The following is a 14,317-nucleotide window of genomic DNA, read 5'->3' on the forward strand; positions in this document are numbered from 1 at the left end:
AATAGAATTCGCACGCCAAACAAACAATGTCCGCCTCCGCGGACTCAAGAAAATAGATAAATGCAAATTTAAGCAAATAGTATAAAATGTAATTTTCAATAAATTTGATATTATATCAAACACCTAATCAGCTTTTATTGATACTCTTATCTTCAGTCCGCGGAGGCGGACATTGTTTGTGTAGCCCCGAATTCTATTCGGCGGGTTTTATTTTTGAAACATCACCATTAATTATGGTGAAACATCGCAATTAATTGGGCGGGCTTTATTTGCGAAACATCGCAATTAATTCGGCGGGCTTTATTTTTGTGAAACGTCGCAATTAATTCGATAGCCTTTATTTGTGAAACACTGCTCGATAAACAGGTTCCCCGCGTTTGAGAGTAGCAATTTCTCTTTCAGTGGCTACGGGCATGGGATTTTCTGCCAACCATTCACCGTTATTTGTGCGTTTAAAGCTAGGATGAGATGAAAAGCGATCGCACATTTCGACTTCTACTTCCTCAATATCCGATTGAATAAACACTTCGCCGCCAACAGCCAGATAAGTCGCCAACTCGCCGACTAATTCCTGTTGTACCACCCGTCGCTTGTGGTGCTTTTTCTTGAACCACGGATCGGGAAATTGGATGCTCGCTCGCTGCAAAGTACCAGGGGGAAGAGTTTCTAAAATTGGCTTCAGGGAACTATTCGCATTGCAAAACAAATAGTGCAAATTTGTCAAGCCTTTTTCGTCGCGCCAAAGATTTGCCTCGTCCACCAGAGGTTCCCGAATTTCTAATCCGAGAAAATTCCAATCAGTTTGGATTTGCGCCATTTGCCACAAAAACCTGCCTCTGGCGCAGCCGATATCTAAATGCAGTGGCAAATTTAAGTCGCTATATATTTTCGTCCAATCTGGGGCACTGGCGGATGTTTGATATCTCATGGATAGGGGATTTACGTGTTCCCGAACTCTAACTCTTGCCAATTTTTCTGTCTCCTGAATGTAATTTTTAACCGCTGATCTGGGCAGATTAACGTTGATTAACGCAGATGAATTTAGCAATGAAAAATTCCTGTCTTAGGATTTTTTATTGCTAAATTATTGTATCAAGCTTCTGGTTCAATGCCTGCTGCTCTTAATTGTGCGGATAGTCGATCGGCTCGCTGTCTTTCCCTTTCCACCATCTCTGCACCCCACAATAACATCTGTCCGCTCTCATCCCACCAGCGCAACCAATATCCGGTTCTTTCAGCTTTTGTTCCGTACCAAACACCTAGAAATAACCCTACTCCTGCAATCCAATAACGATTGTTTGCATCGGGCGGCTCTACTTCATATCTTCCTGATGAATTTAACCGATAAACTTCTAGCAATCCTGCCGCAGGCTCAAAGATACCATAGATTGGTACTCGCAGTATTTGCTCATAAAAAAAGAATTTTCCCGGTGGAAAAGTTGGTTTAGCTGAATATTCGTCACCCTGAGTCGCTCCTAAAAACTCCATGACAATCGCGGGAATTTCCTCTTTTACTTCTAAGTTGGGGGTGTAAATCCGGCGAACCTCCGGGGCGGGAAGCGGTTGTACATTGCGGACATAAAACAAATCTGGCGCTTTCATAACTGTTTGGCTGTCCATTGTCCCGCAAATGGCCATATTTGGAGCAACTAATATTCCTTTTAATATTAGCCCCGCAATTTCTAGGATTTCGCGCAAGGCGGCTGCGAGTAGGGGTTGGTCGATATTTGGGGCTGGTCTTTCCTCTAAAATGAAAGGCTCTGGCATTTTTTCCCAAGTGATTTTTAAGCCGGATTTACTGTCTGTCACGGTATTTTACCTCTTAGCAAAAATAGAGTCAGCATCCCCGCTATCAAAACTGCGCTGTTCCAGGTCAACTATCAACTGTCAACTATCAACTGCTAACTGTTTACTGAGACTGCTGGAGTGCTGTTTGCAATACTTCCTTATGAAAGAGCGATCGCCCTACAATAAATTTTATCCTTTCTGGCGATAGTGCGGCGCCGTTGGCATAGTGCTCCATCCAGGTTTTGCTGATTAAATAGGGATCTTCGGGCAATTCTGATAATAAGTATCCCGGCATTTCTAACTCGTCCATCAATTGAGTAACTTTGGGATCGTAGCTGAGGGCAAAACAGCGACATTCTTCGGATGCTGCCATAATTAAACTGTGGTAGCGCATCCCGATCGCCATTTCGACTCCCCGGAACACTCCTTTCAACTTCCTCGGATCGTCTAAACTCAGGATGCGGCTCCTTTTCGGCAGTGCTTCGTGTAAATGTTTGGCAATTTCTAAGTCGTGAGAAGCTTGGAAAGGCAACAGCAAAATTAAGGTGCGAGTGGCTTTTTGAAAGTCAACTAAAGCTTGAGTTAGGATTGACAAACGGGCGGGTGTGAGTGTAGAGTGCGATCGCAAACAAACCGCAACTCTGGGCGATGGCAAATCCCACAAACCGGAGACAGGGGAATTTTCTAAAGCCCATACGGGATCGGGTGCTAATGTAAAGGGAATTTGCCAATCTGCAAGTAGGGTAGCTGAGCCCTTATCCCGCACGCTGACGGCTGTGCATCCACTAAAACAACGCTGAGATAATTTGCGAGTCATTTCGCGTTTTAGAGGCCCAATTCCCTGGGCCCAAGCGACAGTTTTTAAGCCCATCCGCTGCGCTAATCCCATCAAACCGCCATAATAGAAAGGGCTCGCAAGGCTTGTAGCGTCTTGGATTAAACTGCCGCCACCCCAGATTAGGGCGTCGGCGCTGCGGAGTGTATCGAGGACACCAAACGCATTCATGCGATCGCGCGCAGCTACTCCGTACCGCTGATTTGTCTCGACAGGATTGCCTGATAGGACGATCGGCGTCACCCCATCTGGTAACATTTGCAGTAGCGAAGCCAACAGCGCCTCGTCGCCGCCGTTGCCTTTTCCGTAATAGCCGCACAAAATTGCTCGCATTTCTACTCTTTGTTTGGAATCTAATATAACTATTACAATACCTAATTATTGTTACCAAAAGATTCTTTTGAAAACAACAAAATATCACAACCGCCGATCGCTCTTCGCACAAATAACCTCATGAATAGAACCGCAAACCTGCTACCATAAATGGTGTAAATGTCAACCCTTTTCTCAGCGAGCAGGCAAGCTGTAAAATCACGAACTTAGCGAGCGGGGACGCTCTAATGTAACGGTCAACTGTCAACGGTCAACGGTCAACGGTCAACTGCCAACTGTCAACTGTCAACTGTCAACTGCCACACATCTTCCTTAACCATACAAAAAATGCACGCTTTGTCAATTCCTACCTGGATTATTCATGTCTCTAGCGTCGTCGAGTGGATTGCCGCCATCTGGTTAATTTGGACTTACGGCGAAGTCACTCAAAACCGAGCTTGGTGGGCCCTTTCCGCCGGGATGTTACCCGCCCTTGTCAGCGCTATGTGCGCCTGTACGTGGCACTATTTTGACAACTCCCCAGCCCTAGAATGGATTGTTACCCTGCAAGCCGCGATGACTGTCATCGGTAATTTTACTCTATGGGCGGCTGCTTGGTGGATTTGGCGATCGGCTCAGCAGTCAGTTGACAGTTGACCGCTTGACAGTTGATAGGAAATTAGTCATTACTAACAAACTAAGGATAAAAGTCCTTGAAAAATAGCACTATTTGGGCAACATTTACGGCAATTTTACTTTTTTTAGCTGGGGGATTTTTGCTCCCGGGCCAAGCCAGCAATAATCTAGTGGAAATCGCGCAACAGCCCAACTGTAAAAGCCCTCAAACCACGGTTGACATGAGTATTTGTTCGACTCAGGAGTTTGAGGCAGCAGACAAAAAACTCAATCAAGTATATCAGCAAATCCTGCCAAAACTCAACAGCAAACAAAAGCAGAGATTGACTGTGGCACAGCGCAGTTGGCTCAAGTTTCGAGATGAAACTTGCAATTATGAAGCAGGGGTGTTTGAAGGCGGAACTTTGGCTCCTTCTATCTACGGTTATTGCAGAGCAAAAGTGACAAAAGAACGTATTAAAGATTTGGAAGGTTATTTGGAACAAGCAAGTTTGTAAAAGCGCGTAGGCGTAAGCCGGGGCGTAGCCATCGCGATCGACAGCAACTTACCCATTCGATCGTCCGCATACAGCAAACTGATGTATTACTGGGTCACGCACCCCACCCTAAATCATCTTAACAGTGATAATAAGCTTTGTTTTTTTATGCGATCTTTGCACAGGCCAATGGTGTAGAATCTAGAATCTAAAATCTACAATCTAAAATCGCTATGTCCTTCGTTGGCTTGCACATTCACAGCGATTACAGCCTGCTAGACGGGGCATCTCAGCTACAGCAGCTCGCCGAACGGGCGGTGGAATTGGGGATGCCCGCGATCGCCCTTACAGACCACGGAGTGATGTATGGGGCGATCGAGCTAATCAAAGTTTGCCGAAATAAAAATATTAAGCCCATCATTGGTAATGAAATGTATGTCGTCAACGGCGACATCGAAGTCAAAGTTCGAGGTAGAAGAAAATACCATCAAGTTGTCTTAGCTAAAAATACCCAAGGCTACAAAAACCTAGTCAAACTCACCACAATTTCCCACTTAAAGGGAATGCCAGAAAAAGGTATTTTTGCCCGCCCCTGCATCAACAAAGACCTACTCAAACAATACTCCGAAGGTCTGATTGTCACCAGCGCTTGTTTGGGTGGCGAAGTTCCCCAAATGATTCTGCAAAACAAACTAGATGTTGCCCGCGAAGTCGCCCAATGGTATAAAGAAGTGTTTGGGGATGACTATTATATAGAAATTCAAGACCACGGTTCCCAAGAAGACCGCATGGTGAATGTCGAAATCATCAAAATTGCCCGCGAACTAAACATCAAAATAATTGCTACCAACGATTCTCACTATATTTCTTGCAACGACGTAGAAGCACACGACGCTTTGCTGTGCATCAACACCAACAAACTGATTGAAGAAGAAAAGCGGATGCGCTACAGCGGCACAGAGTATCTTAAGTCCGCTGACGAGATGGCGCAACTGTTTCGAGACCATTTGGATGACGAAACCATCAAACAGGCGATCGAAACTACCCTAGAAGTAGCAAACAAAGTATCAAGATACGAGTTGACAGGAGAAGCTCGGATTCCCACAATTCCAATTCCCCCAGAACATACCGCCGATACCTATGTAGAAGAAATATCTTGGCTGGGACTATTAGAGCGCCTCAAAACTCGCACCAGAAACGAAATTCCCCCAGTCTACAAACAAAGACTAGAATATGAACTAAAAATGATTCAGCAGATGGGTTTTTCTGAATATTTTTTAGTAGTTTGGGACTACATGAAATATGCCAGAGACAACAATATTCCCGTCGGGCCAGGACGTGGTTCTGCGGCAGGTTCTTTAGTTGCTTACGTCCTCAACATTACCAACATAGACCCCGTACACCACGGATTGCTATTCGAGAGATTTCTCAATCCCGAACGTAAATCTATGCCAGATATCGATAGCGATTTTTGCATAGAAAGACGCGACGATATGATTAAATATGTCACCGAAAAATATGGTACAGACCGCGTAGCACAAATTATTACTTTCAACAGAATGACATCAAAAGCTGTCTTGAAAGATGTTGCCAGAGTTTTAGGTATTCCCTACAAAAAAGCCGACGAAATGGCAAAAATGATTCCCGTGTCGCGGGGGAAACCGGAAAAACTCAAAGTGATGATTTCCAATGGAACACCGGCACAGGAATTTAAAGACAACTACGAAAATACAATTTGTATCAATGCAGAAACTGGCACCGAAGTTCCAGTGCGTCAGTGGATTGACATGGCAATTCGCATTGAAGGAACTAACAAAACCTATGGCGTTCACGCGGCAGGTGTGGTGATTTCTTCCCAGCCATTGGATGAAATTGTACCGCTGCAAAAGAATGACAATGGTGCCGTGATCACCCAATATTTCATGGAAGACTTGGAATTTTTGGGGCTACTAAAAATGGATTTTCTGGGACTTAAAAATTTAACAACTCTCCAAAAAACAGTCGAATATGTTAAGCAAACGCAAGATATAACTATCGATGCCGAAGGCTTACCTTCTGATATAGAACGCAGAGCTCAAGAGACATTTACTAGAAACAACAAGTTGCCAGGTGATGTAGCAAAAACTTATCAACTATTAGAAAAAGGAGATTTGGAAGGTATTTTTCAGCTAGAATCTTCGGGGATGCTGGATGTAGTAAAAAAAATTAAACCTTCCTGTCTGGATGATATTTCCTCTATTCTGGCGCTTTATCGTCCCGGCCCGCTGGATGCTGGTTTGATTCCACAATTTATCGATCGCAAACACGGTAGAGAGGTGGTTAAATATGACCATCCGCTGTTAGAACCAATTTTAAAAGAAACCTATGGAACGCTTTGTTTCCAAGAGCAAATTATGCGGATGGCTCAAGATTTGGCGGGCTATTCTTTAGGTCAAGCTGACTTGCTGCGCCGCGCTATGGGAAAGAAGAAGGCTGATGAAATGCAGAAGCAAAAGGAAACATTTATTGATGGCGCAACTAAGAATGGTGTCACTCAAAGAATTGCCGAAGAGTTGTTCGGTCAAATGCTACAATTCGCAGAATATTGCTTTAATAAATCCCATTCAATGGCTTATGCCTATATCACTTATCAAACTGCTTATTTAAAGGCGAATTTTCCTGTAGAATACATGGCTGCATTGCTGACTGCAAACAGAGGCGACCAGGAGAAGGTACAGAGATATATTGCTAATTGTCTCAAGCTTAAAATTGACGTTGAGCCACCTGATATTAATGGCTCTGAACTTACTTTTATGCCATTGCCGATGGAGATGACAAAGGCCGAAAAACATAAAATTTTGTTTGGAATTTCGGCGGTTAAAAATGTGGGTGAGGGGGCTATTGAAACTATTTTGGCGGCGCGCCAGGAAGGGGGGGATTTTAAGTCACTGGCTGATTTGTGCGATCGCGTAAATCTACATTCTGTCAACCGCCGCGCTCTAGAAGCCTTGATTCATTGTGGTGCTTTTGACAAAATCGCACCCAACCGCCAGCAATTAGTCAACGACCTGGAAGGGGTGATGAAATGGGCGCAAGACCGCAAAAAAGATCGAGAAAGCGGTCAAGGTAATCTGTTTGACTTGTTAGGTGGGAATAGCTTCGCCAAGTCGGCAAGCACCTATGATTCTGCGCCAAAATCAAAAACTGTGAAAGATTTTGATACACAGGATAAATTGCGTTTAGAAAAAGAATTGCTGGGTTTTTATGTGTCAGAACATCCCCTAAAAGTTCTGCTGCAAGTTAACCAAGACCCAGATGTTTTGAGTCTCGGACAGTTAGCCGATAAAAAGGGTAAAGTATCGGTTATTGTCATGCTCAACGCTATCAAAATTGTGGTGACTAAGAAAGGCGATGCAATGGCAATTTTGCAATTAGAAGATTTGACTCATCAAATCAAGGCTGTTGTATTTCCCAAAGCTTACGAACAACTGAAACCTTACATTGTAGATAATGCTATCTTGCTAATTAGCGGGAAAATTGAGAAGGATGGCGAGGAAATTCAGATAATTGTAGACACTGCAAAGCCTGTAGATACAGCAGAGATTGTAGCGGAAATTGAGGTGTCAGAATCGGAAATACAAAATTCTTGGGCGAATCAACCGGAAATACAAAACTCTTGGGCGCCTCAACCGGAAACACAAAATTCCTGGGCGGCGCAACCTGTCAACTTTCCACGAGTCACAAAACCAGTGGAAGTTCTAGAAATGGTGATTGTCAAGTTTACACCGCAGCAAGTACAAGATGCAGCAAAACTCAATTCCCTCAAAGCTCTTTTGGAAGAACTTTCCTATCGCCGAGAGGATGCTAGGGCTTCTGTGGGCGGCATTGTTGTCGGTAAATATTGCTGTCAGCCGCTGCGAATTAACCCTAAATTGTGGGTACAAGATGGCGAGGGCGCTGTTAGCCGTCTCAAGTCTGCGGGATTTGATGCTGGGGTTTTTCCTCTCGACAATCGCGGGGATGCTGCGGTATTTCGGGAAGTACGATCGCAACTTAACATACATTCTTGGGCCAATCGCTTAATTGACGCAGATGTCGATCGCATATCCCAGTATCTCACCTATCTCGCCCAACTAAACAAACGCCCGCCAAACTAACACCTCGCCGCCATCCCCACCGGTGACTAAAGTTTGACCGTCAGGACTAAAAGCCACCGGATTGCACCCAACCAGGCTGCACAAACATTCGCCTGTTTGCAAGTTCCAGAGTTTAACAGTACCATCTCGACTGCCGCTAGCCATAGTTTCGCGATCGGGACTGATAGCTACCGAAATCACTGCATCAGAATGCCCGCTCAAAGTATTAATTACTTCCCCTGTATCGACATTCCACAATTTTACCGTAGCATCGGCACTGCCGCTGACAATCATCTTACCATCTTGACTAAAGGCGATCGCATAAACCCAATCCCCATGACCGACAAAAGTCCGCACACTCTCCGCAATACCTACACGCCAAACCTTAATAGTTTTGTCCGCACTGCCGCTAGCCAGCATCATACTTTGAGGGCGGAAACTCACAGATAACACCTTGTCAGAATGGCCCGAAAGTTTTTGAACTAAAGCTCCGTTGCGCTGGTTCCACAACTTAATGCTCTTGTCCCCGCTCCCACTGGCAATTGCTCCTCCATCGCAGCTAAAAGCCACCGAATACACGGAGCCGTACCGATGACTGTACGGCGAACCATAATCGCTGTAAAACTCGCGAATCATCGCCTTTTTATCCAGCTTCCACTCAATAACTTTTCGGTCAAAACTGCCGCTAACCAGCATTCTGCCGTCGGGGCTAATGGCCACAGCATCAACCGTTGCCGAATGACCGAAAAAAGTATGAATTAATTCGCCTGTTTGCAGGTTCCACAGCTTAATTGTTTTATCGTCGCTGGCGCTAGCGATAATTTTGCCTTGAGGGCATATCGCAACAGCATTAACCGAGTCTGCATGACCGTGAAGAATGCGCGCACACTGCCAGTTATGAGACAATAATTGTGGGTTGTTGGCGGATGCCGGAACCTGATTTTTTTGGGGCGACGCGGTAAACACGGCGGTTGGTGTCTGCGGCTGTAAGTTCGTTGTTGCCGAATTGATAGCTATTTTGGGACGGTAGTTATACGCAATTTGCGATCGGGGATATTGCCCAAATTTCACTAAGTCTTGCAGCACTTCAGCGGCGGATTGATATCGCTCTTTTACCGAATCTTTGAGCAATTTATTCAAAATAGTTGTTAATTTTTGGCTGGCTTTGATGCCTTTTTGTGCTAAGTGCGATCGCCAAATCCATTTGCATTCCAAAGCATCGAACAAATCATTGAGTACCGCCCCAGTCAGCAAGTGAATGCAGGTAACGCCCAAACTGTAAAGGTCGCTGGCCGGATAAGCCTTACCGCTGCGGATTTGTTCGATCGGCGCATAGCCAGCAGTTCCCGTTATCGTACCAGTTTTTATCTCAGAAATGGCGTTAATCTGCTTAGCAACTCCAAAATCTACCAGCACAAACTGACCCCCCCTGGGCTTCCCCTGTACAGCAGGAGATGGGGCCCGAATTATCCCTTTTATTCCTTTAGCAGGAGTCGAGAGAGTTTGGGAATTTCTCCGCAGAATATTTTCCGGTTTAATATCTCGATGAATCACCTGCCGCTCGTGAACAAATTGCAAAACAGGCAATAAATTAATCAACAATTCCCAAATCTGTTCCTCGCTAAAAGCTCCCCGCTGCTGCAACTCCTGAAACAAATTATTTCCTTCGATCAACTCTTCCACAAGATACAGATGTTGCGCTTGTTCAAAAGAAGCCAGCAAACTTGGAATCTGGGGGTGTTCCCCGAGTTCGTAAAGCCGATGAGCTTCTTGTTTAAACAGTGTAGTTGCTTTTTCTAATCCTGCCTTTTCTTGAACGTGGGGGAAAAATTGTTTGATAGCGCAGCGAGTTTTCAACCTATCTTCATCGACAGCTAAAAAAGTTCTGCCAAATGTTCCTTCACCGATAGGTTGAAGGGCGCGGTAACGCTCTTTTAGCAGCAATTTTGAGCCGCACGTCAGACAAAACTTGCTTGAGTCAGGATTGTGTGGCTTCTGGCAATCGGGATTTAGGCAATAGCTCATCTTTGTTCCTGCCTGGAGATTCCCACCACACCTAAACTTAGCAACATGGTAGTCGATTTCCACTCACTCCGAGAGCAGCATTCTCGATCGTACCAAAATCTCGGATCTCAGATCGGCCCGGGGCTAAAAGTGCTTGAGGTGGGTTTCCATATATTTTAATGCTTTCTTACAATTTTGCAGGGAAAGCCGATCGCCAACTCTAGAACGCACTTCACCCTAAAAACCCACTTTCTACCCAAAATCAGCTATTGTCAGCGATGAACGTTAAGCCAGAAACCGCATTTTTAACCCCGCATCCGTCCCCGACTCAACTAGCTCGCAATCCTTAATCGATCGACTATTCCCCAATCACAAATCACGAATCACAAATTCTATTAACGGCGGCTATTTTCCCCCGTCTACAACACACTCTTGCTTTTCGCCCTCATTCTGTGAGGATGCTTTGGCTTTAATCACCGCTTCCCGAAAGCCTAAAACTACTAAAATATTGGCAAGTGTCAAGAACAGTTCAGCAGAACCGTGCAGCCAATCGACATTTGCTAGCGACTCGTTGTATGCCACTTTTGCGTAAATTGCGGCAGGAATAGTCACAGCCACAAAAACCAGAGTCCCGTAAAATCCCATCAGAGCTAAACGGGGTGTTTTTCCAGATTTAGTCAAAAACCAGAGAAATCCCAAGTAGGGAAATAGAGATAGAACAAATAAACTTTCTTTGGAAATCATTAGTAATTGGTGAGCTACCAAATACTATGATAAATTAAAACATCAAAAATTAATATTAATATTTTTTAACGTTTAATTTTGAACTTGTCATGTTTAATTCGACAGATGTACCCATTGATATCGCACTGCTAGAGACTCACCCAAGTCCATAGCTTTTAACCTCATCCGCAGCAGGTCGCTATTCAAAACCCGTGATGCACAGACAAAACCCGTAACTTTTCCCCTAACACCGTTGTTATTATCACACATTTTCCACCGTACCAGTCTGTAAATTCTTCCTTTACCAACTATCCAGCAATTAGAAAATGAGACCGTTCCAAAGTTTTAGCTCTGTTAGGAGGCATCAAGCAAGGATCGTTCACAACCTGTAAATCCAAGCCTGGTTTTCTATCTGCTGCGATAATTTCCGCGAGCTTAGCATCAAAGTCAAAACCCTGGCCGCAATCCCAAACTTGGAGTTCCAAGCGTCCGTTAAACACTGTAATTTCAAGTTTGACGGGAGTTGCTGCTGGCATATTTTTGTGAGCGTGCCGAACTGCATTAGTGAAAGCTTCAGCCAAGGCTAACTGAAACTCGAACCAAACCCGATCGGGAAGCGATAAATCTTTTAACTGCTCAAACCAATCTAAAACTTTAGCTAAAGCATTCACATCTGTGTTGACTTCCAGGCTGATATTTTGAACATAACTTTCATCTAGTTCTGCTTCTTGCTCTATATTATCCTGCCAGTCCCATCTTTTGAACAAATTCATTAACCCATCTAAAGCGCTAGCCTTTTTTATATTTTGCGATCGACTGCGACCTTCTACTTCGTACATTTTGCTGATAAACAAACAATTTCGACCGTCAAGACTGCGGGTGTAAGCTAGCTCGTCTGCGATCTGCCACATGAGTTTGATGCCTCTGCCGCCTTCTGCCAGTTGATCTATGCTGTTCGACATTTATTTTAGTCTCCTGAAAGTATTAGCTGTACCCAATATTCACACCCGCCGATATACGTTGTAGCTTTTTATACTTGCTTGCTCAGTATTATTTCGGCGATTACCCAAGAATCCTATCTTTTTTAGCGAAGATAGCGCATCAGCAATATGTCTTAAGAGTCTAAGCCAATTGGCTTATTTACCGATCGCGCCTACCGAGAGCGATCGCTCTCGATCAACACCAGCCAGCTTGAGTGAGTACAAATACTTAGGTACGGGCGGAGCAAATTAGCTGACTGAGCCGTTGAAAACTAGCAAAAAGAATGGTTTGGGGGCTGGTGAACCAGCATTCGCAGGCCCCCAAACCAAGCTTTTAGGTGTTCGCTATCAATCCAAAGGCGTAAGTAGTATCCGCGAGCGATCGTCCCAGCAAACGTTACACCATCAGGTAACGTCAATCGACTAGACTAGGAATTGAGCAAACAACGCAGTTCCTGGCAAAAATATGGGGTTTGACAACCAAAAATTTACTGTATAACCCACTTTTTAGCGCCGCGCGCCTGATTCGGGCATAAAACTATACGATCGATCGCAGTTAGATGACTTCTCTAAATCGGGTGCATCTCTGTTTTGCATTTGTAGTAGTGCTCGCACTCAAAGAAAAAAGGCTTTTTACAAAAATGAGATGCTCCCTCTAAATCAAGCTTGGCTCGCATCCACAGAGTCTGTTATGTTCGAGGGGGAGAAAGGGAAAAGCCAAGAAATTGACTCTTTGGGAACAGGTAATTGAAATATCCAATTTAAATGCGCAACAGCTTATGACCAAAATTAAAAAGACAATTCTGGTAGCAGCCATACTGCTACTGCCGTTTTGCGCAGCCGTTCCCTTACAAGCTCAAAATTTGTCTCTAATCAAGCGTTTGCTAGCAACCAGAGGATGCCCCGGATGCGACTTATTTGGCGCTTCCTTGAGCCGCGCAGATTTGTTTGGTGCTTCCTTGAGCCGCGCCACCCTCAGCAGGGCTGACCTAGTGGATGCCGACTTGACTGCGGCTGACTTAGTGGAAGCTAATTTAAACAACGCCAATATGAGAAACGCCTTTTTGGCCGACGCCGACCTCAGCAAAGCCGACATGAGCCGGGCCGACATCAGGGGAGCTAACTTAGAAAATGCCAACCTCAGCGAGAGTTCTCTCCGAGACGCATCCCTACAGTTAGCTAACTTAAAATGCACTAATTTGAGCGCAGCTAAACTCAGTCGCACAGACCTGAGAAATGCCGATTTTAGCGGTGCAAATCTCAGCGGTGCAGACCTCAAAGAAGCTGATTTGAGCGGTGCAAATCTCAGCGGTGCAGACCTCAGAGGGGCAGACTTGAGCGATGCGAGATTGAACAAAGCTAATCTGACAGATGCTAATTTCTGCGGCGCCCGGATGCCGAACCGCAAAATATCTCGGCGAGGCTGCCAATTAAACCCACAACAATCAATTAGCTCGAACAATTACTGCAATTACTGCCGTCCGATCGCTGACTGGTGGTTGAATGTTTTAAGGTTTAATTAAGTCTTAAGCTGTTGTGCGTTTGAATTGCATATTCGGGGCGATCGCGCGATCGAACCCAGAAACCCGGTTTCTTCGCAGATTTCTCGTTACCAAACCCAAAACTCGTAGAAACCCGGTTTTTCAACCCCCATAGGTCACTAACTACTACAAACTCAACTCAGAAACCCGGTTTTTTGCCATACAACATATTTTCTTTACTTTGAAAAATCTAAAAATTGGTTCACTCTGTCCAGATATTCTGCACCACCGATTTGTGCTGTATTATTGTGGCCTCCATCTGGAACTATATAAAGCTGTTTAGGCTCAGGTGCTGCATCAAACAGTTTTTTGCTCATTTGGGCTGGAACTACCTTGTCAGCAGTCCCGTGAATAAATAGGACGGGTATTTGCAGCCGATCGACCTTTGAGATAGAATCAAACCGCTGCACCAGCAACAAATCTATCGGAAACACCCTAAATAGCGGTTTTTGGAAATCCACCATTGCTAGTACCGAAGTAAAAGAACCCTCCACAATTAACCCCGCAGCCTCCGGGTGGCGCACCGCCAGATCGATCGCAATTGCCCCTCCCAAAGAATGACCGTAGATATAAATTTGATTCGGGTGAATCCCGCGCTGTTTCACCAAATAATCCCAAGCCTGTTGAGCATCCTCATACACCCGAGATTCGCTCGGAAAATCGCCCTGGCTGTTTCCATAACCGCGATAATCAATCAGAAATACCGACAAACCTAAACGATGAAATCTATTAGCGTGTTCGACATTTGCACCCACATTTGAACCATTACCGTGCAGGTACAAAACTACCCCCCCCAGCCTCCCCTTGTGAAGTGGGGGAACTGGAAGCACTCTTGCAACCCCCGGATAGTCTGAGGACTTTGATAAGGCTCTTGTCCCCCCCTTCTTAAGGGGGGTTAGGGGGGATC

11 protein-coding genes are annotated in these 14,317 nt (G+C 45.0%); 4 read left to right on the top strand and 7 right to left on the bottom strand.

Going from position 1 to position 14,317, the window contains the following annotated elements; genetic code table 11:
- Positions 1 to 337: 337 nt before the first annotated feature.
- The 3 genes from trmB to csaB form a co-directional block, all read right to left on the bottom strand.
- Entirely contained in the window at positions 338 to 970 is a 633-nt protein-coding gene (gene trmB, locus QT974_RS14175; protein WP_333469109.1) for a tRNA (guanosine(46)-N7)-methyltransferase TrmB, read from the bottom strand.
- Positions 971 to 1,092: 122 nt separating this feature from the next.
- A complete protein-coding gene (locus QT974_RS14180) occupies positions 1,093 to 1,767 on the bottom strand; it encodes a Uma2 family endonuclease (RefSeq protein ID WP_442933181.1) in 675 nt (224 codons plus the stop codon).
- Between the two features lie 142 nt (positions 1,768 to 1,909).
- Positions 1,910 to 2,956 carry a polysaccharide pyruvyl transferase CsaB gene (gene csaB / locus QT974_RS14185; protein WP_333469111.1) on the bottom strand — a complete coding sequence of 349 codons (1,047 nt, stop codon included), beginning with the start codon at positions 2,954 to 2,956 and terminating at the stop codon, positions 1,910 to 1,912.
- Positions 2,957 to 3,283: 327 nt separating this feature from the next.
- On the opposite strand from csaB, the gene QT974_RS14190 reads away from it, so the two are divergent.
- The 3 genes from QT974_RS14190 to QT974_RS14200 all read left to right on the top strand — a co-directional run bounded on the left by QT974_RS14190 (position 3,284) and on the right by QT974_RS14200 (position 8,183).
- The gene (locus tag QT974_RS14190; protein ID WP_333469112.1) at positions 3,284 to 3,592 is read left to right on the top strand and encodes a DUF2499 domain-containing protein; all 309 of its coding nucleotides are present in this window, start codon (positions 3,284 to 3,286) and stop codon (positions 3,590 to 3,592) included.
- 56 nt (positions 3,593 to 3,648) lie between these two features.
- The gene (locus tag QT974_RS14195; protein WP_333469113.1) at positions 3,649 to 4,068 is read left to right on the top strand and encodes a lysozyme inhibitor LprI family protein; all 420 of its coding nucleotides are present in this window, start codon (positions 3,649 to 3,651) and stop codon (positions 4,066 to 4,068) included.
- 212 nt (positions 4,069 to 4,280) lie between these two features.
- A complete protein-coding gene (locus QT974_RS14200; RefSeq protein ID WP_333469114.1) occupies positions 4,281 to 8,183 on the top strand; it encodes a DNA polymerase III subunit alpha in 3,903 nt (1,300 codons plus the stop codon).
- Here the strand turns inward: QT974_RS14200 and QT974_RS14205 are convergent.
- The 3 genes from QT974_RS14205 to QT974_RS14215 form a co-directional block, all read right to left on the bottom strand.
- Complete coding sequence (locus QT974_RS14205; RefSeq protein ID WP_333469115.1) at positions 8,160 to 10,187, bottom strand: serine/threonine-protein kinase; 2,028 nt, start codon at positions 10,185 to 10,187, stop codon at positions 8,160 to 8,162. The genes QT974_RS14200 and QT974_RS14205 overlap by 24 nt on opposite strands.
- Before the next feature lie 384 nt (positions 10,188 to 10,571).
- A complete protein-coding gene (locus QT974_RS14210; RefSeq protein ID WP_333469116.1) occupies positions 10,572 to 10,910 on the bottom strand; it encodes a DUF3593 domain-containing protein in 339 nt (112 codons plus the stop codon).
- Between the two features lie 287 nt (positions 10,911 to 11,197).
- Positions 11,198 to 11,851, bottom strand: coding sequence for an ATP-binding protein (locus QT974_RS14215; RefSeq protein ID WP_333469117.1), 654 nt, complete (start codon positions 11,849 to 11,851; stop codon positions 11,198 to 11,200).
- 797 nt (positions 11,852 to 12,648) lie between these two features.
- Between QT974_RS14215 and QT974_RS14220 the strand changes: the two genes are divergently transcribed.
- Positions 12,649 to 13,392, top strand: coding sequence for a pentapeptide repeat-containing protein (locus tag QT974_RS14220; RefSeq protein WP_333469118.1), 744 nt, complete (start codon positions 12,649 to 12,651; stop codon positions 13,390 to 13,392).
- 194 nt (positions 13,393 to 13,586) lie between these two features.
- On the opposite strand, the gene QT974_RS14225 is transcribed toward QT974_RS14220, so the two are convergent.
- The coding region (locus QT974_RS14225; RefSeq protein WP_333469119.1) for an alpha/beta hydrolase at positions 13,587 to 14,317 on the bottom strand (731 nt) is incomplete at its 5' end.

This window comes from Microcoleus sp. BM001215392, assembly GCF_036700185.1.
Lineage (GTDB): Bacteria > Cyanobacteriota > Cyanobacteriia > Cyanobacteriales > Microcoleaceae > Microcoleus.